Consider the following 22,140-nt stretch of genomic DNA (forward strand, 5'->3'; position numbering starts at 1 on the left):
TGATTGATTTAAGATGCACGAAGCAGACGCAGACCATTTAAAATGACCAAAATCGTACTTCCTTCATGCCCGATGACACCAAAAGGCAAATCAAGCACTTGTAAGAAATTCGCACAAATTAACAGACAGATCACCGTTAATGAGAAAATAATGTTTTGCTTAATGATTCGATTCATTTTTCTTGAAAGACGGATCATCTTTGTTAGGTTATTTAAATTGTTCTTCATTAAGATGAGATCCGCTGTTTCTAAGGCAACGTCTGTGCCTCCGCCCATCGCAACCCCAACATCTGCTGTGGCAAGCGCTGGTGCATCATTGATTCCGTCTCCTACCATGATGATTGAATTACCTTGTTTTTTTAATTGATTGACCTCATGTACCTTTTCATCTGGAAGACATTCAGCCACTACGGTTTGGATGCCGGCTTCCTGCGCAATCGCTTCAGCCGTTTTTTGCTGATCTCCTGTCAGCATGACGGTTTGGATGCCTAAATCATTTAGTTCTTGAATCATTTTTTTGGCTTCAGGTCTGATTTGATCCTTAAGGCCAAGACAGCCAACAACTTTTTCATCCTTTTGAACGTAGACCACTGTGTATCCTTGCGCGGAAAGGTCATCACCTATCTCTTCAATCTCGCGGTCGATTGACGCCTTACCCGCAAAGTCTTTCTTCCCAATCCGCCACGTTTCTCCATTTAATTGTGCTTTCACACCAAAACCAGAGGTTTCTTCAATGGTGACATGGACAGTTCTTTCTGTTTGGTGCTCTTTTGCCATATCAGAAATTGCTTTCGCTAATGGGTGGTTTGATTGACTCTCAATTTGATAGAGTGCCTGGTAGAAAGCAGATTCATCCTGCCCTTTAGCCATGATGACTTGTTCTACGGCTGGCTTCCCGCTTGTAATCGTCCCCGTTTTATCAAAAGCAATCATGCTGCTCGTGCCTAGTTTTTCTAAAAAGACACTTCCTTTAACAAGCATTCCATTTCTTGCGCCATTTGAGATCAATGACAATGCTGCTGGCATGATGGATGCAACTAGAGCACAAGGTGAAGCAACGACCATAAACACCATAGCCCGGTAGAAGGTTTCACTCATACTCCAGCCGAGGACAAAATGAGGCAGAACCATTAAAATCGCAACGGTGATCAGCACACCTTTTACATAGGCACCCTCGAATTTTTCGATAAATGCCTGGCTTGGCGAAACACTTTCTTGAGCGGATTCAACAAGTTTAATAATTTTATGGAATAACGTTTCTTCATTATGTTTCGTGACTTCTACTGTTAAGGAACCATTTAAATTCACTGTTCCTGCAAATACGTCTTCCCCCTGCCCTTTTTCCTGTGGAATAGATTCGCCTGTGAGGGCAGATTCATCCACACTTGTTCTCCCGCTTAAAATGACACCATCTGCTGCAATGCGTTCCCCAGCTTTGACCATAATCCGGTCACCTGGTGTTAATGAAGAAGCGGCGATTTGAATGGTCGTACCGTCTTCTTCAATTAAAGTTGCTTCATCTGGTGCAATGCTCATTAATGCTGTTAAATCTTTCTTGCTTTTATTTGACGTATACGTTTCAAGCGCACCACTCAGTGAGAAAATAAAAATTAAGATAGCGCCTTCTGCCCAATAGCCGATTAGAGCTGAGCCTATTGCTGCGAAAATCATTAAAAGTTCCACATTCAAGGTCTTCGACGAAATCGTTTCTTCAATTCCTTCCTTCGCCTTTGCAAAACCTCCAATAACAAATGCTAGGATGAAAAGAGGAATGCTCCACATGCTCTGATCCTTTAGAATCCATCCAATTAAAATGAGAATCCCCGAGATTCCTGCTGCAATTAATTCTCCGTGCTGTGCCCATTTATGTAAGGACCATTTCGATTCCTTTTGATTTGTCGTTTGGTAAAGTGCTGTATTCTCATTCATGATTGTTTTCTCCTCTCTAATTGATAATCGTTTTCACATTATCAATCGTTACCCGTTTCTTTTTCCATCTATATTTTCTGCTATTTCAAGCTTTTTATTGGTCTGTAACTCATTATAACAGGTTCTGATCAATTTTCAATTAATAATTATTATAATTTCTTTTTGATAATAATTATCATTATTGATATAGATCGTTCCGTCTTCTTCTGAGCACAGTGTATTCAGATGAAAAGCAAACGAACACAAAAAAGAACCAACAGAATTGGTTCTTTCACATAAAGGATTTGTTCTACGAATTTGTCCACTCTTTGATTTGTTTTTTCGTCAGTGGACCTACATGATTTTTCACCACTTCTCCTTTTTCGTTAATCAAAAAGGTCGTTGGGATGGTGATGATTTGATATTTCTTCATCATTTCTCCATGTTCATCTAGGATGATCGGGAATGTAAACCTTCTGTCTTTCACAAATTGGGCAACAGCATGTTTACTTTGTTCAGCACCTAGTAAATTCACGGTCAATATGTCAACATCACTCTGATTTTCTTTCACAATCTGTTCAAATTCGGGCAGCTCCATTTTGCAGGACGGGCACCATGTTGTCCAAAAATGCAAAATGGTCTTTTTCCCTTTTTCGGGAACCATCTGCATGTCACCATTTAATGTCGGCGCCTCTATCCTTGGCGCCATCACAGGCTCTTTTGCTTCTGCTGCTGCGCTCATGAGAAATAGAAGCATGCTCATCATCAGAAGACTGGCGGGTAGATGTTTACGATTCATCAGGATCTTCCTTCCCAGTTTTCTTATAGCTTGCCCTCTCGATGACGATGACATTCAAGCTTTTTTCAATGTAAGAAACATTGAAACGCCGAGCTCCTTACATATCGTCGCATAATGCAGCGCAGTCAACAGCAGCATGCCTGTGTTCATCCCTAAAATGACCCCCATCATATTTAAGCTTTCAATTGAACCAAGGAAATACACCATAGAAAAAGAGACGACATGCACCCATATATTATGTAGGAACACATCTTTGATGAGCCCCATTCCGATTAGACATGCTTGAAAAGGCATCACAAACAGATGGCATAAAAAGTATGGCCAAAGCAGCTGTAAATAGACAGCAGCTTGCGGTGAATCAAAAAAAAGCTGTGTGAGCGGGTAAGCAAAATAATACATGATCATCACTGCCGGCACCCCATATCCAAACGTTATGAGAATCGCCTGTCTGACACGTTTTTTCACAAGATCATACTGACCTAAAGCATAGGCTTCAGAGACACTCGGAATCATCACAATCATGATGGAATGAGCGATAAACGCCGGGAAAAAACCGATCGACATTGCGACACCAGCCAGCATGCCGTAATGATCAACAGCAAGTGTTCCAGAAATGCCTGCTGCCACGAGCGCTCCTTTGATTAAAAATGGTTCAACCGCATTGGCAATCGCATGAAAGATGCGCATGCCCGTTGTCGGAATGGAAACGGCTAATAGGCGCTTTCGCACATCACTTCCTCTTAATTCAACAGACCTGACATTCACAGCATTTTTTGCCATGACGTATTGGGAGTATAAATAAATAAAGACAACAAGATCACTCGCAACAATGACACCAATGGCGATGAGTACTGCTGTTTCAATATCAAACGAATACCAATGAAAAAACAAAAACAAGCAGATAAGCTGGATCGTTTTCTTCAGCATATTGGCTAAAGCAATTCTGCCCATTTGCTGCTTTCCCATAAAATAGCCGCGGGCAATGGAGGTAAACGCAATAATCGGGATAAGTGACAGCACTAGGCCCTTCATCAGCGGATGATACGACTGAAACACTGGAATGAAAGGCAGTACAATGGCTGCTATAGCTGTTGTTGTACTTGTCACCACAAGTGTCATTTTAAAGGCATGACGGAGCATGCTTTTGTGGAGACGCTCATGTGATTCTGCAATGAATTTAGAAATGGAGACTGGCAGCTCTAAACTGGCGATCACAAGAACAAGCATGATGATTGGAAGGATACTCATATATAAACCCATTCCATGTTCTCCAAGCTCTCTCGCTAAAATCATATTGACTAAAAACTCTATACACTCCGCAATAAAAGCTGCGACAGATAGCAGAATGACCCCTTTTACAAATCGATTCATGTAGCCTCCCCTTGTCTAAAGCAAATTCTTTTCACATTCTATGAGACAAGTCCAAAAAATATTTTAATAATTGAAGACAAAAAAAGAGCAATCTCATTGATCGCTCTTTTTCTTTATACGGCAAACACGTGACGTCCGATACGTTCTACAATTTTGCGGGAACGAATCCAATGATCTGTTGCCGTTTTTGGATTATAAAAATAGATAGCCTTTGTTGTTCTGTCATGCTCTTTTACTACCTGCTTCACCGCTTTAATCGAATCTTGATCTGCCTTATCATGAATGCTTCCATTTGATACTGGCTGGAAGGCATTTCGCTGATAAATCACACCTTTAACGCTGTCAGGAAAAGATCGATGCTCCACCCTGTTTAAAACAACGCTTGCCACCGCTTTTTTCCCTTTGTAAGATTCACCTTTCGCTTCAGCATGTACCAATCGAGAAAGCAAATCCATTTCTTCATTAGAATACTGTTTGCCGCTTGCCTTATTCGTCGTTTCAGATTTTACTTTTTTCTTTTGCTTCGGTTTTGAAGACTTTTCTTCTGTTGACGTACTTAGTAATTTCACTTTTGGCTGACGCTTTTCTTCAGAAAATGCCGGTATGACTTGATCGTGGTCTTGATCTATATATGAAAGCTGATGTTTAACAGGTGCTTGTGAAAGTTCGTGACTTAATGTGCCTTGCTGCTCTTGTATATTGTCCATCTTCATTGCTGCAACGAGCATAAGGATGACAAAAAGAGCTGTATGAATTTTAATCATTCGCCTTTTTCCTCCTTTAATCAAAAGTAGGCTGTAAGATACTTGTCCACTCTAACAAGAGCTCATTCTATTTTCACGCACAAAGATTTACATGCCTGTCCAAATTCCGTCATTAAATGGCATGTCCTAGTTAGGCGCTCATAAAATGGAATTGTTAGCGCTTAAAAAGATCCCTTTTTCACCTATCATCATCCTTATGCTCCTGATTATGGGTTATTACATTTTCTTTTCATATGTATCAGAGTGGTTTGAAGTGTGACAAAAGAACGAAAATAAAAAAGCTTTCTCTCATCAATGAGAAAAAGCTTTAGCTTCTTGCTTCTGTAAGATATTCAAAAATAACATCTCCACCATGTTTGGCAATCCCGCGAAAATGTTTAAAATCATCTTGATTCACCAAAACAGAACGAAACGTTAAAAAGTCATCTTTTTGGATGGTCACCTGTTTTTCCGTCCCATTCCGTAAAGATTCGAGGATGGTGAGGATTTGTTCTTCAGTCAAAAAAACCGCTCCTTTTCAGCCATGATCAATTATTAAATATACCATTCGTTAGAAGAGCATACAACGAAAACAAAACAAAAACGTCTTTATCCTTTACATTGGTATGAAAATATTGCAAAATACTTTTTAATAGGGAATGAAATCTGTTTTTAAAGGAGAGGGATCGGTTGAAGATTGCAAAAATTGGAAATGTGATCGAATTTAGAAATGGTTTAACAGGTGTAGTTGAAAAAGTGAATGAAAACTCTGTCATTGTGGATGTCACCATTATGGACAACTATAGAGATTTAGAACTGGATTCACTAACAGTCGTTAATCATAAAAACTATAAAATCATCAAAGACTCCGTACATTAATTTGCAATCCTCAATTCAGACGATCGGTACATACGTATATATAAAGCAAATTTGGCTCGTTTGACAACTTTGCTCTATTTGAACAATCACATATGAAAAAGACTGATACCACTTAAAGAGGGGTCAGTCTTTTTGCGTATGAAAGGTTTGCATTTCCGCCTTCGTCTTGTACATCTCGACTTCCTCGGGTGTGATCACTCCTTTATCAATCAAGAGGGCAATCACTCCAAGCAATGTGGAGGCACTCCATTTATACCGTTCTTTGTTTTGATGTTCAAGCATTTGAAGCTCTTCCTTTAGTTCCATTAGCAGCTGCTCTGCCCGCTCTTCTTTGTTTGCCAACTCAAACGCCTCCGTTTATCATTCATTGCCTCTATTTTATCTTACATCAAATGAGATAAGCAAAAAAGCATCATCCCTCTTTACAAACATACGTTCTGTCATGTATAATATGTTTACGAGCTGGTAGCCCCCAGCCGTCCTAGCAAGTTCTATTCCCATTCGTATGAGAAGAGTGACATGACTCTTCTCTTTTTTTATGGTTGATTCGCAAAAAAAGACATGCATCCGGCATGTCTTTTCCTTTTTTCTCATTTTACATATCCATCATCAAACTTAGTTTGCAGCGTTTATGGTTACTCAGGACATAAGGAAAACGACTTTTTTAATACGACTCAAGGAAATCCCCATTAAGGACGATTTGTAATCCCTTCGCAGTGACATTATACCTGTGTTAGCCCGCCATCTACGAACAATTCAACACCCGTCAAGTAACTGCTTTCGTCTGATGCAAGGAAAGATACAGCGTTTGCTACTTCTTCAGGTGTCCCAACTTTTCCAGCTGGAACAGTATTTCTGGCATATTCCATCGCTCCTTCAAGTGCATCACCAAAAAGCTCATCGTATGCAGGTGTAAGAATCACTCCTGGACTTACCACATTTACACGAATTTCAGTACCTTTTAGGTCAAGAATCCAGTTCCGAACTAGTGCTCTTAATGCTGCTTTAGATGCTCCATATACACTAAATGCTGGGTTGCCAATTGATCCAGCAGTAGAGCCTGTTACAATAATAGAACCTACTTTGTCCGGGAATAGTGATAGCGCTTTTTGAACAGTAAAAATGGTTCCTTTCACGTTAATGTCGAACGTTCTATCAACCTGCTCTTCAGTTATTTCACCTAATGGAAGGAAGTTGCCGATGCCTGCATTAGCAAAAAGGATGTCCAACTTACCTTTTTCCTGCTTTATCATGTCATATAGTTTGTCTAAGTCTTCAAGCTTAGAAATATCACCTTGAACACCGGTTACGTTCTTGCCAATTTGATTAACAGCTTTATCAAGTTCGTTTTGTCTACGTCCCGTGATATAAACATATGCACCTTCGTTTACAAATTTTTGTGCTGCAGCAAGACCAATCCCACTTGTTCCACCCGTTACAAGCGCTACTTTACCTTCAAATTCACCCATACTTAACACTCCTTTAGAATTCATATTATTTTATGTCTAGTACCTTTAAGTACTTGAAGAACAACTTACAAGTAATAGTATCCTTCAGTAAGCACATTATCGGAAGTACCCACTTTTTTGTGATATAGTAACTAAAAAGTAATAAATGTGGAATGGAGAGCTTTAGACATGAAAAAATTTAGCTGTGGGTTTGAAGTGACAAAGGAAGTGATTGGCGGAAAATGGAAAGGACTTGTATTATACTTTTTAATGAATGGATCAAAGAGAACGAGTGAATTAAAGCGCATTATCCCAAATATAACTCAGAAAATGCTGATTCAAACTCTTAGAGAGCTTGAAGCCAGTGGACTTGTGACCAGAAAGATGTATAATCAAGTACCGCCGAAGGTTGAATATTCATCCACTGAACTTGGAAAATCTCTTAAACCTATCTTGCAGGAGCTCTGTCAATGGGGGAGCCAATATGCGGAGCAAGAGTATGCAGAAGGTGAATATGAAATTGTACAACCAGAACAACTAAAGTTAGGATAGATGTAGCTGCTGAAGTAAATGCTAAACAACTTCAATACCATCACCTTCAGATGAAGAACAGTCAGAAATAAATGAGATAGTCAATTTTGAAAGTGAAGTTCTAATCAGAAGTGTCATGGACATATTCAGGAGAGCTTTGATGAAATTCAAAAATGAGCTGTTTCCAATGTTAAAGAGAAGGTTCAGTAACTTAGCCAAACAATAAATGAAGATATGATCATAATATTTAATGCCTAAGATCTCTAAATAGGCATTTTTTCTTTCGGATAAAAAAGAAAAGACGTACAAATTGTACGCCTTCATCTGCTTCTGTACTATCAATTTTTCACTGCATAAAAGTCACAGTTCAGGTTGCACCTCAGGTCACACTTTTTCATACAATTCCCATGAGTATTTTCAGGTGTGACTTTTTCCACTTTAATGTGACACCAATTCATTTCATACAGCGGAATAATTACCGATTATCAATCGTCTCCGGATACATATCATGGTTCATCATACGGTATTCTGCCATTTCCTCATATTTCGTGCCAGGTTTCCCGTAGTTCGTATACGGGTCAATGGAAATACCGCCTCTTGGCGTAAATTTGCCCCAAACTTCAATATACCTTGGGTCCATCAATTCAATCAGGTCGTTCATAATAATGTTCATACAGTCCTCATGGAAGTCACCATGGTTACGGAAGCTGAACAAATATAATTTTAGTGATTTACTTTCGACCATGATTTCATTTGGGATATAGCTGATATAAACTGTCGCAAAATCTGGCTGACCTGTTTGCGGACAAAGTGATGTAAATTCTGGGCAATTGAATTTCACAAAGTAATCTCTATTTGTATGTTTATTCGGAAACGTTTCAAGCACTTGTGGTGCATAATCAAACAAATAATTGGTTCCTTGGTTTCCTAGTAGCGTGACACCTTCTAATTCTTCTGGTTTTCTTGTCGTCATGTCATCTCTTCCTTTCTATACGCCTCGTTTATTTCCCCACAATAACGTGTGCAGCTGCGGCAGCACTCTTACGCGGTTTAAGTCTGGATCTTGCGCGACTTGATTCACAAGCGCTTCATATTTCTTTAATAAATGCGTTAATAAGTACGCATCATCACCTGTCGTTGTGTCATCATTTCCTACCTGCAAATAAAAAGGAAGCTCAGGATATTTCGCATGAACATCCTTCGCATACGCAAGATCACGATCGTCAAAAATCACGACTTTCAAGCTAGCATGCTGCAATCTATTCCCGCTTTTCAGCTCATCTATAATACGTGTTAGTTTCGTAAAATCTGTTTTCATATTCGAGCTTGGCGGCTTAGGAGAAATGGTTAAATCATCAATTTTCAAAAACCATTCCTGATACATCGTCCCTTGTGTTTCAAGCGCTGTATCAATTCCTTCTTCATGCAGTAAATCAATAAGGGATTCCATTTGTTTTAAAAGCGCCGGGTTTCCCCCTGAAATGGTGACATGAGAAAAAGCCTGTCCGCCTATTCTTTTTAATTCTTTGACAATGTCTTCTGCCTCAAGCCACTGAATGTCATGCTTCGCTGAGCCATCCCATGTAAAAGAGGAATCACACCAGCTGCACGAGTAGTCACAGCCAGCCGTTCTGACAAACATGGTTTTTTGTCCAATGACCATTCCCTCTCCTTGAATGGTTGGACCAAAGATTTCTAATACGGGAATCGCTTTAGCCATTGATCTCAACTCGTTTCGGACGGTAAATGCAATAGCTTGTTGGTGTCTCTCTGACAAAGACCTGAACACATGTCGGCTTGTTCGCTAAAGTCGATAAATACGCTGCGACTTTGTCATGTACGGTCTTTGCCACCACCTCAGTGGTTGGCATCGCGTATCGATCGTTTGATGAGAATTCCTCATGATCATTGAGCAGCGTGTGATCGTACTGCCCATGAATGAGCTTCTTCAATGTACTGAAATTGACAAGGAAACCCGATTCATCTAGCTCGTCTCCCGCAATCGTGATATTGATGGTGTACGTATGACCATGAACACGGCTGCATGCGCCCGCATCTTCTCGCGGGATGAAATGGGCAGCAGATACATGCATATCTTTATTTAGTTCAAATGAAAATGGATGATCGGTTTGTGGATAGATCTGAGAAAGCATTTATTTTGCCTCCTTCATTTCCATATAAGTGTCATAGCCATTTTTCCGCAGCTTACACGCAGGACATTCCCCGCAGCCATCAGAGATGATGCCGTTATAGCAAGTGAGCGTTTCATTTTTCACAAAATCCAGCGCATTAAGCTCGTCTGCCAGCTTCCATGTTTCTGCTTTATTCAGCCACATCAGTGGTGTATGAATCACAAATGGTTTTTCCATTGCTAAATTCACTGTGACGTTGCAAGATTTCACAAACTCGTCACGGCAATCTGGATAGCCGCTAAAGTCTGTCTCACAAACACCTGTGATAATATGTCTTGCTCCAATTTGATACGCTAATATAGAGGCGAAGGATAAGAACACTAAGTTTCTTCCTGGTACAAATGTGGAAGGAAGCTCTCCTTCTTTTTCCTCAATGTCAATGTCATCTCTTGTTAAAGCATTAGGTGCCAGTTGATTTAAAAGTGACATATCTAATAGATGATTCTTCACTCCTAATTTGTCAGCGATTCTTTTGGCGACATCAATTTCTTCTTGATGACGCTGATTATAATGAAAGGTCACTGTTTCTACCTCTTCAAATTGTTGAAGTGCCCATAATAAACAGGTCGTACTGTCCTGTCCCCCGCTAAAGACAACGACTGCTTTTTCATATTTCATTTTCTGTTCTCCTCCTTTTGCAGATGGTACAACCGTACAACACTGCATCTGAAAGGCTCCTGAAAACCCTTATTTTTCTCAAAAGAAAAGACACCTTTACATGTGTATGAGGTGTCCCAGCCATAAAAAATAAAAAATGCCACATCCAAGGATACGGCAAGTCCTTAGTTTTTTATAGAGGGTTTTGCTAGAACCTCTCCCGTCTTCACGGATTTTTGTTCAATTTTCACAGAGGATAGTGTACCACATATTTTTCATACAGGCTATCCTTTCTTTACTTATCTAGCGGTGCAGGCACTTTTTTTAGACAAAGAAAGAAGATAAAAAAGATGCTGACATAGCCAAAAACCGGATAAACCGTTGAAATCAGTGTACCGTAACCAATTTTACTAATCACATAGCAGCATATGAGAATAAGGGATATCGTAAAGATGCTGTTCATTCGGATATATGCCCTCACTTGTCTCTCCAGCCCGTATAAATTGCCTATGACGGATGTAAAAACTTCACCGAAGATGACAAATAAATAAATGAGATGTATCGAGTTTGCAACTTGATACACCACCTGGGCCATTGGAATATCAAACGCCTCCAGCATATCTAATGAAGAAAGAGATAAGAAGCAAGCAAGCAAAATGAGTGTCAGCATGACACCCCCAAGCACCGCTCCCTTTTTAATGACTGCTTCAGAGGTCATTTCATTTGCGACGGGTACTAACACTGCCTGTGACAGTGCTAAATTAAAGGCACCATATGACACTGCTGATAATATCCACTCGCCCTCACCCATTTGCAGCGCAAGAACATAACTTTCACTGCTGCTAAACACAAATGAATCAAGAAACACGATCATTGAAAAGAAAATCAGCATTGGAACGACAAGGACGTTGACGCCAAATAGCCCTTTTGAACCTTTAAAGAGTACAATGACGCTCAGAATGATCGTCAAAAAGATCCCATATTCCTTCGATATACCAAGTTGTTCTTCAAAAATAGCCCCTGCGCCTGAAATCATCACTGAGGTGACACCAAGTAAAATAAAAAACATGACAATATTAATATATCGACTCGCAGCTGCGCCAAATAAAAATCGGTTCATATCTTGATAAGATTCTGCTTCGATTCGTTTCGAAATCAGCATCATTTTTGCACCAAGACCAGTAAAAATAACACCGCTAATCAGGATTCCTAATAGTCCAATCCAGCCAAAACGAACAAAAAATTCTACGATTTCTTTTCCTGTCGCAAACCCAGCTCCAACCACTGTTCCTACATATACAAAGGCAAGCTGAAAAGCGGATTCATTTGAACGTTTCATGTGACCCCTCCGCACCCATCACTTTCGATTGTTCCTTTTTTATCCTATGAGACAAGTTCCTTGAAAAGAAGGACAAACCATGATTAAATGCAAAAAAGGATTTTTATTCCCCTTTGAGCAAAACAGTTGAAAGTCAAAATAGGTCAGAGTATACTATAGTCAAAGATGGTCAAACAATAGACCATTTTCTTTAACATTCATTGGTCAAATAAAGTCAAACTTTATTTTAAGGAGGTCATGGCAAATGCGTTGTCAACATTGTCAAGTAAATGAAGCAACTATTCGCCTGAATATGCAAGTAAATTCGTCCCGGAGCCAAATGGTTTTATGTGAAGACTGCTATACCTCTTTGATGGAGCAGTCAAAAATGAAAATGGGACCGCAGCTCTTTGGAGGAAGTTCATTCTTCTCTCAGGCAGCAGGTCATGCCCCAAACATGGAGCAGCCAAAGCAAAAAGGCTTACTCGATGAGCTTGGCCGTAACTTAACAGATGGAGCAAATGCTGGTTTAATTGATCCAGTCATTGGCCGTGATGAAGAAGTCGCAAGAGTCATTGAGATTTTAAATAGAAGAAATAAAAATAACCCTGTTCTTATTGGTGAACCAGGTGTTGGGAAAACAGCGATCGCAGAAGGACTCGCGCTCAAAATTGAGAGCGGCGATGTGCCAAATAAATTAAAGAACAAACAAATCTATTTATTAGATGTTTCTTCACTTGTCGCAAACACAGGTGTACGCGGTCAATTTGAGGAAAGAATGAAGCAGTTAATCAAAGAACTGCAAAGCCGTAAAAATATCATCTTATTTGTAGATGAAATCCATCTTCTTGTGGGCGCAGGATCTGCAGAAGGATCAATGGATGCTGGAAACATTTTAAAACCAGCCCTTGCAAGAGGTGAACTGCAGCTAGTAGGTGCGACGACATTAAAAGAATATCGCCAAATTGAAAAAGATGCTGCACTCGAACGGCGCTTCCAGCCCGTCATCGTAGATGAGCCAACACAAGATGAAGCGATCGACATCTTAAAAGGCATTCAAGATAAATACGAGGCCTATCATGGTGTCACCTATTCAGATGAAGCAATCAAAGCGTGTGTTCAATTATCTTCGCGGTATATTCAAGACCGTCATTTACCGGATAAAGCCATTGATTTAATGGATGAAGCTGGTTCAAAAGCGAACCTCTCCATTGATGCAGCAAGTGAAGATGAGCTGACAAATCGATTAGCGGAAATTGCCGCGGAAAAACAAGCTGCGCTAAAAGAAGAACAATATGAAAAAGCAGCGAAGCTTCGCGATGAAGAAGAAGCCATTGAAGCAAGACTTCAAAACAAAACAACTGAAAAAGAGCATATCGTTACAGCAGAGGACATTCAGGCCATTGTGGAACAAAAAACAGGCATTCCTGTCGGGAAACTCCAAGCAGACGAACAAACCAAAATGAAAGAAATTGACGTCCGTCTAAAAGCACGAGTGATTGGGCAGGAGCATGCGGTTGATAAAGTGGCCAAAGCCGTGAAAAGAAGCAGAGCTGGATTAAAATCGAAACATAGACCAACAGGCTCCTTCCTTTTCGTTGGACCAACAGGTGTCGGGAAAACCGAATTGTCTAAAACGTTAGCTGAAGAATTATTCGGTTCAAGAGATGCGATCATTCGTTTAGATATGAGTGAGTACATGGAAAAACACTCTGTGTCCAAACTCATCGGTTCTCCTCCTGGTTACGTTGGACATGATGAAGCTGGCCAGCTGACTGAAAAAGTGCGCAGAAAACCATACAGCATCATTTTGCTGGATGAAATCGAAAAAGCACACCCAGATGTACAGCACATGTTCCTGCAAATCATGGAAGACGGCCGCTTAACAGACAGCCAAGGCAGAACGGTCAGCTTTAAAGATACAGTCATTATCATGACAAGTAACGCAGGCACCGCAGATAAAACAGTCAAAGTGGGCTTCCAATCTGATCAGGAAGAAGCGTTTGAGAAACAATCACTCATTGATTCACTGAGCAGCTACTTCAAACCAGAATTTTTGAACCGTTTTGACAGCATCATTCAATTTGATTCACTAGACAGAGAGGACTTAGTGAAGATTGTTGATCTTCTGCTCAATGAGCTGTCAGAGCAATTAAAAGAGCAGAATTTAACAGTTCATGTCACAAATGAAGCAAAAGAAAAGATCGCAGAGCTTGGATATCATCCTGCATTTGGTGCTCGTCCACTTCGAAGAACCATCCAAGAGCACGTTGAAGACCAAATGACGGAGATCCTGCTTGAAGAGGAGCAGCTTTCTGGATTTACTGTGGATGTTGAACATGACGAAATCGTCGTAAAAAAAGGATAACTACATCTTCAGGATGATATGCACCTCCATCATGTTGCGGCGTCTAAGTTCCATCTGAACGCCGACGCTCCCCCGCCTCTTTTCCTTTACGATAAAAGAAAAAGAGGTGGATCACATGATGAATTGGAGCTACGATCTTGTCAAAATCATATATGAAGAAAAATTAAAAGAACTGCTTCATTTAGATGAACCAGCTCAAAACGATTAAATGGAGACTCCCTTTATATGAGAGGGAGTTTCTTCTTTTACATATTTAGAAAGCGCTTTCGTCAAAAATTCTTCACAGAAACTGTCTTAATTTTATATTCTGACTAAAACCATTCTAGAACACACCGATATTAACTATAGAAAAAGATAGTTAAAGGATTTGGTGAGATAATGGACAAAACATCGTTAATTGGTATTATTTTAGCATTTATTGCACTAGGTGTCGGTATGGTTTTGAAAGGTGTGAGTCTAACTGCTCTTCTCAACCCGGCGGCTATATTAATCATTATTGTTGGAACGGTTGCAGCTGTTGTCATCGCATTCCCTTCTAGTGAAATTAAGAAAACACCAAAATTGTTCGGAAAAATTTTCAAAGACAGCCAGCTTCCAACGATTCAAGAAATGATCCCTCTATTTTCAAACTGGGCACAAATTGCGCGTCGTGAAGGTCTTTTGGCATTAGAAGCAAGTCTTGAGGAAGTCGATGATGATTTTCTAAAGAACGGGTTAAGCATGGCAGTTGACGGCCAAAGTGCTGAATTTATTCGAGACGTCTTAACAGAAGAAGTTGACGCCATGTCTGAACGACACCAGTCAGGTGCATTAATCTTTACACAAGCTGGTACATACGCTCCGACGCTAGGGGTACTTGGCGCCGTTGTCGGACTTATTGCCGCACTTGCCAACATGGGAGATATTGAGGCACTTGGACATGCAATCAGTGCTGCCTTCGTCGCCACACTGCTTGGGATTTTTACTGGGTATGTATTATGGCATCCATTTGCCAACAAGCTGAAGCGTAAATCAAAGGAAGAAGTAAAGCTTCGTCTAATTATGATCGAAGGTATTCTGTCTGTTCTTGAAGGTCAGTCTCCAAAAGTCATTGAACAAAAACTTCTTATGTACTTACCAGCAAAAGAGCGTGCAAATCTTGTCATTGAAGAAGGAGAAAATCAAAATGGCTAGGAAACGTAAAAACCATGATCATGAAGACCATGTAGATGAATCTTGGCTTATCCCTTATGCCGATCTTCTGACGCTTCTTCTCGCCCTCTTCATTGTGCTTTTTGCATCTAGTTCAATTGATGCGGCAAAATATGAACAGATGGCTAAGTCTTTTAATGTAGTTTTTACTGGCGGTACCGGTGTTATGGATCAATCCAGCATGCAAAGCACGGAAGAAACTGAAAACAGCAACCAGGTCAAGAAAGCAGCCGAGGAAGAGAAAGATGAAGAAGCCAAAGCAAAGGCTAGGGACCAAGCGGTTCTCACAAAGGTCAAAAAGCAGGTCGATTCATTCATTGCAAATAAAAAACTTGGTGCCAAGCTCGAAACAAAGCTTACGGATGAAGGACTTCTCATTACGATTGAAGACAGTATCTTCTTTGATTCTGGGCGGGCAGTTATTCGCCCTCAAGATGTCCCGTTAGCAAAAGAAATCTCAAAACTGCTCGTCATTAATCCCGCACGTGACATTGTCATTAGCGGACATACAGATAATGTACCGATCAGAAATTCAGAATTTGAATCAAACTGGTATTTAAGCGCCATTCGCGCTGTGAACTTTTTAAATATTCTTCTTGAAAACAGCAATCTAAACCAAGAGAACTTTAGTACAAAAGGATACGGAGAATTCAAACCGATTGCCTCAAACGATACAGCAGAAGGCAGAAGTAAAAACCGGCGTGTAGAAGTACTCATTTTACCGATTGAGAAAAAAGCGAAATAAAAAAAGAAGCCAGGGGCTTCTTTACAGATTGTTGACAAAGGGCTAAAATGATCTCTATTTTAGCCCTTTGTCTTCTTTTCAGCGTGATAGAATACCTTTGCAGTCTAGGAACGAGTACCGGAACGCAGGACTAACGCCGAATGCGAGGGATTGCCTGCACGCTGAAAAGGAAGCCAGCGGCTTCCTTTTTATTTAGTCTTGATGATCATATAAATGCTTTGCACGCAGCCCTACATGTTTGAGCATATCAATGCAGACATCTTTCTCTTCTTCGCTCAGGACACTGATCATCTCATGAATTTCTTTCGCATGATCTGGGAAGATGTCATCAAGCAAAGCTCGTCCCTGCTTGGTAATATGCGCAAATGTCACTCTGCGGTCTTCTGCACAAGCCTTGCGACTGAGAAGTTCTTTCTTCTCCAATTTATCGACCACATACGTGATGCTGCCGCTTGCAAGTAAAATCTTATCACCGATTTGCTGAAGCGGCTGATCACCTTTATGATATAGCAATTCTAGCACAGCAAATTCAGTTGGATTCAGCCCGTGCTTCACAATATGTTTGTTCATGTGATGATTAATTGAGCGATAGGCACGTGATAATACAATAAATAGTTTCAATGATTTTTCAACATTATGATTTTCCATTTTTTATCATCCTTTATGAAATGCAACCTACTAATGTGACATTAATAAACAATAAGTAAAATGTCAACATTTTGATCCATCTTTAGCATGAAAATGAGACCAGAACGAATCACCTAATTTTTTAAAAATCACACAAGTCATCGTAATAAAGATAGGTTCAATGCTATAATAAGTCTATTAGGTAATACGTTGGAGCGATGAATGATGAGTATACTGAAAGGGTTTTGGAAGAAGATCAGGCTTTACCTTATTTTGGTCATGCTTCCAACCCTAATCATTAGTTATTTTATCTACGAAAAAGAAACTGAAAAAATCGATTTAAAGAACAAACAAACCGCTACACTTATGTTAAATATTCACAAAAACCAAATGAATTATTTAATAAGTGAGACAGAAGCGAGATTAACTTCCCTTGCCATGGGATTTGACCAGCCGCTTGAGACGAAAAAAGTACAAAACATCCTAGAGAAAATCTATAAACAAGAACCTCGTTTTTCAGGTCTGTATCTCCTAGACAAAAAAGGAAATGTAACAGCAAGCACCACCCCGTTAAAGGAAAAAATCAACCTATCATTCAGAGATTACTTTAAACGCATTCAAGTGACCAAGCAGACCGTGATCACAGACAACTATGTGAGCCGAATTACAAAACAGCGGATTCTCTCCATTTGTGTGCCTGTTCTCGATGAAAACGAAGAGGTCACCAATGTACTGATTGCCGCCATTCAAATTGATTATTTAAGAAATATTATGAATGTATTGAACCCTGATCTTCATTTTAAGATGCTGAATCAAAATGGACATGTTGTATTTACAAGCGGTCCACAGCCAGTACCCGAGGGCGGCAGCACCGTGTCTACATATTTAGATGAAAACAGCTGGAAGCTGGAGGTCTTTCCGCAGCGTGCTTCAACTAGTGAAGTGCTGTCTGTGATGCTCATCCCTTTATCCAGTGCGTTTATTTTATTAAATATTTTATTCACACTCGTCCAATATATCGTGTTAAGGCGGCAAACTCAGCAGGAGCGTCATGAAAATGAAGCGCAAAAGCTTGAATTGATCGGAACACTCGCAGCAAGTACAGCACACGAAATTCGCAACCCATTAACAGGGATTAGCGGATTTATCCAGCTATTGCAAAAGAAGTATCATTCAGAAGAAGATCAGCTCTATTTTTCTGTCATCGAGGAAGAAATTAAACGGATCAACCAAATCGTCAGTGAATTTCTTGTATTAGGAAAACCAACGGCAGAAAAATGGCAGAATAACTCTGTAAAAGAAATTGTAAGTGAGATCATGCCGATCGTTTTCTCTGAGGCAAACCTTTATAATGTGGAAGTGGATTTGCAAATCAATACGATTCAAGATGTGGGCGTGTATTGCACAAAGGATCATATTAAACAAGTCGTTTTAAATGTAGCAAAGAACTCTTTAGAAGCGATGCCAAACGGCGGTCACTTGAAGATTGTGATCGAAGCTGAAAAAGAACATGTCATCATTAAAGTAGAGGATACAGGTGAAGGCATACCAGAAGAGATGTTAAAGCACATCTTCCTCCCCTTTATTACGTCGAAGGAAAAAGGCACAGGTCTTGGGCTTGTCGTGTGTAAACGAATCATTTCGATGTATGGCGGAACAATTGATATTCATAGCGAAGTGAATAAAGGAACGACTGTTATGATCATGCTTCCTTCTGCTCACTCAGCATAACTGAAGATGTCAGCCGGTTTTGCTTATGCAAGACCGGTTTTTCATGTCAATAAGAGGGGCGGTTCACAGATAAAAGACTCATTTGAGACACAAGATCATGAAAGGAGGGGGCAGATTGTTTCTCATGAAAAAGAAGATGCTGATACTCATTCATCAGGTTGTCCAGTTCTTGACTATATTTAATTGTCTTCTCACCAGTGTACCCTTCCACTTGAGCAGCTTCTACCATTTGTTTTCTCTTCTCATCAATGGACATCAGCAATTGTTCTTTCCTTACATAAATATTCATGATCTCAGCTCCCGCAATGAATTCGACTGTCTATGCTCAAAATGATCCGACACCAAAATTATACTTTATTTGTAAATTAAATTAAATATGCTTATTTTATTTAATTTTTTACAGCCTAAAGACCTTTTACCCAATCAAATTTGGGGGTAAACTTCAAATTTGGACAGGACTGACACATTGATTAAACAGAATTTTATCCTATACAGAAGATCAAAATCAACTATTTTCTTTCTCATTTTATGTCTAATTTCCTAAAAAAAAGCTGATCTTCCGCCTCATGCGGAATGATCAGCTCTATCATTAAACCGTTTCTTCCTCGTAAATCGGCACCCAGCCCTCAGTTGTGACAAATATGCGAACTGCGACCACTTTGCGGTCCTCTTGAAGTGTAAAGTAATGACGAATGTTTGGCGGCACAGAAATTAAATCACCTGGATTCAATCTCACATCAAAAAAGACGCCATCCTTGCCTTGAATAGCAAAGATTCCGTGCCCGCTCACAATAAAGCGTACTTCATCATCTGTATGGTGATGCTCACGTTTAAAGTTTTGGAGCAGCTCATCAAGATTTGGAGTGGCATCAGACAATGAAATGACATCCTGCGCTTTGTACCCTCTTTTTTCAGAAATACTTTGGATTTCCTTTTGGAAAACAGTCAAAATCTCTTCCTTTTCCTCATCGGTTAAATCATACTTTTCTGATAAACGGTTTGGCAGCTTTTCAATATCCCAGTGCTCATAAATGACCCCTTGGTTTTCTAAATATGATGCTACCTCTTGTTCGTTCTCAAGTAATGTGTTCTCTTCGTTATGAATCAAAATCGTCGCCATGTGCTTTTCCTCCTTTTTATCTTACAAGCTGCTGTTGATAAAGCGCTAATTTTAAGTGATAGCTAAATAAAAATTCATATGCTTCTAATACTCGTTTTGCTTCAAAGGCTGTTTTTCCCCAGACCGTGATGCCATGATTGCGAATGAGTACAGCACCAGATGACGCCTCTAGTGTCAGATGTTTGGCAAATTGCTCTGCAAGCTGCGGAATATGAGCTGGATTTTCAATAATCGGAATCGACACTTCTGCATCCTCTTCCCAATAACCAAGCGCTTTGATGATTTCGTTGCCTTTAAAACGAATCTCTCCCTTATCCCCATACAGCTCTGACATCACATTATTATCGATTGTATGGACATGGAGGCAGCAGCCTGCTTTCGTCCGTTCATACACGTACGTGTGAAGCAGTGTTTCAGCTGATGGTCTAAGCGGCTCGTTCGGATGATGGGGCTGGCCTGCTGCATTTACTAGCACAAAATCTTCGTTTGTTTCTTTTCGTTTATCTTTGCCGCTTGCCGTCACCAAAAACGTGATTGGATCATCCGACACCTTGATCGATAAATTACCGCTTGTTCCGAAAAACCAATCTCTTTGGGCCAGTTCCCGTTTAACGTCTGCTAGCTCCTGCCAGCGTTTGCTCTTTGCGTCTGCCATTCCTTCACTTCCTTTATTTGAACAAATTGCGCGTGTAGATCAATAAATGTTTCATACTCCTTATGTACGAGCCCGAGCTCTTGACATTCATTGAGCAAGTAGTCTCGTGCAAACGTAAGATCCGCATGCTTCGCCGCCTCCACATCAGTCACTGAATCTCCGATCATGATGATGAAGTCATCCTCACGAGTCAGCTTTCGAATGATTGAGGGCTTGCAGCATCCACAGCCATTTTGACATTGCGTATCGCAGGCATGCGGCCATTCAATCTGAATATGGTCTTCCCCAAATGATGCATGGTTGCAATAAATATCGTCTCGATCGACAATTCCTTCGAGGATAGGGTAGACAAAAAAGTCCATCCCCCCGCTAAGTACATAGAAAGGAATATCTGCTTTTTTTACCTCATACACAAATTGCTTAAATCCTTCTCGAATCTCTGTATCCTCTAAAATAAATGATTGAATGGCATCCTTCTGATCACTTGTCAGCAATTGAAACATTTGCCCGACGCCTTCTTGAATGGTGATTTCCTTTGACAGGACACCATCCTTCAGCTTCGTCCATTCACTTGGTGCAAACTGTTTCATGATGCGGATGATATTATCATTTTTTGTAATTGTTCCATCAAAATCACAACATACAATTGGTTTTTTCATTATTCTGCTACCCTTCCCCAAAGATCAAGTGCCGCTTTTAAGTCTTGGCAGGAAGCCGCCTTATCTTGGATGGACTCTTCATATATCACGGCATCAATGATCGAACGAAATGCCTGCCCTCCGCCGATGGCTCCCCGCGGATGTCCGTGAATGCCTCCACCTGCATTTATCACATGATCAATTCCAAAATCTTTGATCAATACTGGAACCATTCCTGGATGAATGCCTGCTGACGGGACAGGGAATGTTTTTTGAACCGTATCCTCTTTCACGCAAGCTTCATATATTCCAAGGGCATCTTTTTTCGGAAGTGCAACCGACCCATAAGGTGAGGGGAAAAGGCTCAAATCAGCGCCAGCATATCGATTTAATTTGCCTAAAAGAAGAGAATGCGAGAATCCATATTCAGGAGAGGATGTCAAAGCACCACTCACAGCGGGATGCGCCATAATCGGCAGTGGAATGTCTGGGTCCTCAGCTAGGCTTTGCATAACATCCAGGCCGTAAGCAAAGACATTGAATAAGAGCGCATCTGCCCCAAGTTCAGCGGCCTTTCTCGCCCGATCCTTCAGGTCAAAGGTTCTGCCCGTTAAATTGACAGCATACAGCGTGCGGTGTCCTGTCTCTTCATAGGTTTCTTTTAAAATCGCTTTTCCTTCTTTGATTCGCTCTTCAAAAGGAGCTAATGGACTTTCAAATAAAATTTCATCGTCTTTGATGAAGTCAACCCCGCCTAATGCCTGTAAACGGAGCTGCTCTTTTAAATCCTGCATATCACGGCCGATAACGCCTTTAAAAATACTCATCAATAATGGACGATCAAACACATTTACCTTTTTTCGAATGCCATCAATTCCAAATACAGGTCCTGGCAGGCTTTTTTTAAATTCTTCAGAAAATTGGATATCGACTAGCTTCACTTTTCCGTCTAGTGAAAGCTTTCCAAAAATCGTCGTGAAAACAGCTGGTAAATCAGCTGAAAAGTTTGCCTCAGGATAAGCAATCGTCACCTCTGATTGATAAAGACCATTTTCGGCTGGAGCAGCCTTTTCTAATACTTTTTCAACTCGGCCTTTATGCTTTTGAAGCTGCTCCTTTTTGAGCTGCGGCAAATCCGTCCATGATCCAACTGTTAAACCAAGCGCGATCTGCTCCGCTTTTCGATTTATTTGTTCATCCTCTCGATGTGTTAATACGTATGTTGCCAGTAATTCACTCACTAGGAATCCCCTTTCGATTGCGTCATGCATATGTTCAAT

At 40.4% G+C, this 22,140-nt stretch carries 24 protein-coding genes and 1 riboswitch; of the genes, 6 read left to right on the plus strand and 18 right to left on the minus strand.

Annotated elements, in window-relative coordinates; all coding sequences use genetic code 11:
- Positions 1-8: 8 nt before the first annotated feature.
- From M1D84_RS12235 to M1D84_RS12255, 5 genes are all read right to left on the minus strand, one after another.
- A complete protein-coding gene (locus tag M1D84_RS12235) occupies positions 9-1,928 on the minus strand; it encodes a heavy metal translocating P-type ATPase (protein ID WP_247721836.1) in 1,920 nt (639 codons plus the stop codon).
- 289 nt (positions 1,929-2,217) lie between these two features.
- Complete coding sequence (stoA, locus tag M1D84_RS12240) at positions 2,218-2,706, minus strand: endospore biogenesis thiol-disulfide oxidoreductase StoA (protein WP_024426842.1); 489 nt, start codon at positions 2,704-2,706, stop codon at positions 2,218-2,220.
- Positions 2,707-2,760: 54 nt separating this feature from the next.
- The gene (locus tag M1D84_RS12245; protein ID WP_247721835.1) at positions 2,761-4,077 is read right to left on the minus strand and encodes a polysaccharide biosynthesis protein; all 1,317 of its coding nucleotides are present in this window, start codon (positions 4,075-4,077) and stop codon (positions 2,761-2,763) included.
- 113 nt (positions 4,078-4,190) lie between these two features.
- Complete coding sequence (locus M1D84_RS12250; RefSeq protein WP_197172800.1) at positions 4,191-4,841, minus strand: cell wall hydrolase; 651 nt, start codon at positions 4,839-4,841, stop codon at positions 4,191-4,193.
- A 307-nt stretch (positions 4,842-5,148) separates the two neighbouring features.
- A complete protein-coding gene (locus tag M1D84_RS12255) occupies positions 5,149-5,343 on the minus strand; it encodes a hypothetical protein (RefSeq protein WP_024424688.1) in 195 nt (64 codons plus the stop codon).
- Positions 5,344-5,510: 167 nt separating this feature from the next.
- On the opposite strand from M1D84_RS12255, the gene M1D84_RS12260 reads away from it, so the two are divergent.
- Positions 5,511-5,699 (plus strand): YkvS family protein, encoded by a 189-nt coding sequence (locus M1D84_RS12260; protein WP_003211747.1) that lies wholly within the window; start codon positions 5,511-5,513, stop codon positions 5,697-5,699.
- A gap of 123 nt (positions 5,700-5,822) precedes the next feature.
- Here the strand turns inward: M1D84_RS12260 and M1D84_RS12265 are convergent, their stop codons facing one another.
- Positions 5,823-6,041: a hypothetical protein gene (locus tag M1D84_RS12265; protein WP_024424687.1), complete on the minus strand. Its 219-nt coding sequence runs from the start codon at positions 6,039-6,041 to the stop codon at positions 5,823-5,825.
- Positions 6,042-6,421: 380 nt separating this feature from the next.
- Positions 6,422-7,168: an SDR family NAD(P)-dependent oxidoreductase gene (locus tag M1D84_RS12270; protein ID WP_458106256.1), complete on the minus strand. Its 747-nt coding sequence runs from the start codon at positions 7,166-7,168 to the stop codon at positions 6,422-6,424.
- 168 nt (positions 7,169-7,336) lie between these two features.
- Between M1D84_RS12270 and M1D84_RS12275 the strand changes: the two genes are divergently transcribed.
- The gene (locus M1D84_RS12275; protein WP_306655041.1) at positions 7,337-7,699 is read left to right on the plus strand and encodes a winged helix-turn-helix transcriptional regulator; all 363 of its coding nucleotides are present in this window, start codon (positions 7,337-7,339) and stop codon (positions 7,697-7,699) included.
- 454 nt (positions 7,700-8,153) lie between these two features.
- Here M1D84_RS12275 and queF read toward each other — a convergent pair whose 3' ends face one another.
- From queF to M1D84_RS12300, 5 genes are all read right to left on the minus strand, one after another.
- Entirely contained in the window at positions 8,154-8,651 is a 498-nt protein-coding gene (queF, locus tag M1D84_RS12280) for a preQ(1) synthase (RefSeq protein WP_024426839.1), read from the minus strand.
- A 15-nt stretch (positions 8,652-8,666) separates the two neighbouring features.
- Positions 8,667-9,398 (minus strand): 7-carboxy-7-deazaguanine synthase QueE, encoded by a 732-nt coding sequence (gene queE, locus M1D84_RS12285; RefSeq protein WP_034623358.1) that lies wholly within the window; start codon positions 9,396-9,398, stop codon positions 8,667-8,669.
- On the minus strand, positions 9,391-9,831 hold the full coding sequence (gene queD / locus M1D84_RS12290) for a 6-carboxytetrahydropterin synthase QueD (protein WP_024424684.1): 441 nt from the start codon (positions 9,829-9,831) through the stop codon (positions 9,391-9,393). The genes queE and queD overlap by 8 nt, the downstream gene beginning before the upstream one ends.
- The gene (gene queC, locus M1D84_RS12295; protein WP_056766865.1) at positions 9,832-10,488 is read right to left on the minus strand and encodes a 7-cyano-7-deazaguanine synthase QueC; all 657 of its coding nucleotides are present in this window, start codon (positions 10,486-10,488) and stop codon (positions 9,832-9,834) included.
- A gap of 158 nt (positions 10,489-10,646) precedes the next feature.
- A riboswitch (PreQ1 riboswitch) is annotated at positions 10,647-10,691 on the minus strand.
- Positions 10,692-10,762: 71 nt separating this feature from the next.
- Positions 10,763-11,806 carry a YkvI family membrane protein gene (locus M1D84_RS12300; protein WP_285708063.1) on the minus strand — a complete coding sequence of 348 codons (1,044 nt, stop codon included), beginning with the start codon at positions 11,804-11,806 and terminating at the stop codon, positions 10,763-10,765.
- Positions 11,807-12,050: 244 nt separating this feature from the next.
- On the opposite strand from M1D84_RS12300, the gene M1D84_RS12305 reads away from it, so the two are divergent.
- The 3 genes from M1D84_RS12305 (at position 12,051) to motB (ending at position 16,089) form a co-directional block, all read left to right on the plus strand.
- On the plus strand, positions 12,051-14,153 hold the full coding sequence (locus tag M1D84_RS12305; RefSeq protein ID WP_458106257.1) for an AAA family ATPase: 2,103 nt from the start codon (positions 12,051-12,053) through the stop codon (positions 14,151-14,153).
- A gap of 378 nt (positions 14,154-14,531) precedes the next feature.
- Positions 14,532-15,326 (plus strand): flagellar motor stator protein MotA, encoded by a 795-nt coding sequence (gene motA / locus M1D84_RS12310; RefSeq protein WP_024424680.1) that lies wholly within the window; start codon positions 14,532-14,534, stop codon positions 15,324-15,326.
- Entirely contained in the window at positions 15,319-16,089 is a 771-nt protein-coding gene (motB, locus tag M1D84_RS12315) for a flagellar motor protein MotB (protein ID WP_024424679.1), read from the plus strand. The genes motA and motB overlap by 8 nt, the downstream gene beginning before the upstream one ends.
- Positions 16,090-16,281: 192 nt before the next feature.
- Here motB and M1D84_RS12320 read toward each other — a convergent pair whose 3' ends face one another.
- Positions 16,282-16,737 carry a MarR family winged helix-turn-helix transcriptional regulator gene (locus M1D84_RS12320; RefSeq protein WP_024424678.1) on the minus strand — a complete coding sequence of 152 codons (456 nt, stop codon included), beginning with the start codon at positions 16,735-16,737 and terminating at the stop codon, positions 16,282-16,284.
- A 204-nt stretch (positions 16,738-16,941) separates the two neighbouring features.
- Between M1D84_RS12320 and M1D84_RS12325 the strand changes: the two genes are divergently transcribed.
- Positions 16,942-18,447 carry an ATP-binding protein gene (locus M1D84_RS12325; protein WP_024424677.1) on the plus strand — a complete coding sequence of 502 codons (1,506 nt, stop codon included), beginning with the start codon at positions 16,942-16,944 and terminating at the stop codon, positions 18,445-18,447.
- 46 nt (positions 18,448-18,493) lie between these two features.
- Here M1D84_RS12325 and M1D84_RS12330 read toward each other — a convergent pair whose 3' ends face one another.
- The 5 genes from M1D84_RS12330 to mtnW all read right to left on the minus strand — a co-directional run bounded on the left by M1D84_RS12330 (position 18,494) and on the right by mtnW (position 22,101).
- Positions 18,494-18,736, minus strand: a complete 243-nt coding sequence (locus M1D84_RS12330) for an aspartyl-phosphate phosphatase Spo0E family protein (RefSeq protein WP_024424676.1) — start codon at positions 18,734-18,736, stop codon at positions 18,494-18,496.
- Between the two features lie 300 nt (positions 18,737-19,036).
- On the minus strand, positions 19,037-19,567 hold the full coding sequence (locus tag M1D84_RS12335) for a 1,2-dihydroxy-3-keto-5-methylthiopentene dioxygenase (protein ID WP_024426834.1): 531 nt from the start codon (positions 19,565-19,567) through the stop codon (positions 19,037-19,039).
- Between the two features lie 16 nt (positions 19,568-19,583).
- Positions 19,584-20,222 (minus strand): methylthioribulose 1-phosphate dehydratase, encoded by a 639-nt coding sequence (locus M1D84_RS12340; RefSeq protein WP_024424675.1) that lies wholly within the window; start codon positions 20,220-20,222, stop codon positions 19,584-19,586.
- Complete coding sequence (locus M1D84_RS12345) at positions 20,186-20,881, minus strand: 2-hydroxy-3-keto-5-methylthiopentenyl-1-phosphate phosphatase (RefSeq protein WP_024424674.1); 696 nt, start codon at positions 20,879-20,881, stop codon at positions 20,186-20,188. Before M1D84_RS12345 ends, M1D84_RS12340 begins: the two co-directional genes overlap by 37 nt.
- Positions 20,881-22,101 carry a 2,3-diketo-5-methylthiopentyl-1-phosphate enolase gene (gene mtnW / locus M1D84_RS12350; RefSeq protein ID WP_024424673.1) on the minus strand — a complete coding sequence of 407 codons (1,221 nt, stop codon included), beginning with the start codon at positions 22,099-22,101 and terminating at the stop codon, positions 20,881-20,883. Before mtnW ends, M1D84_RS12345 begins: the two co-directional genes overlap by 1 nt.
- Between the last annotated feature and the right edge of the window lie 39 nt (positions 22,102-22,140).

The organism is Bacillus sp. PK5-006, assembly GCF_054161415.1.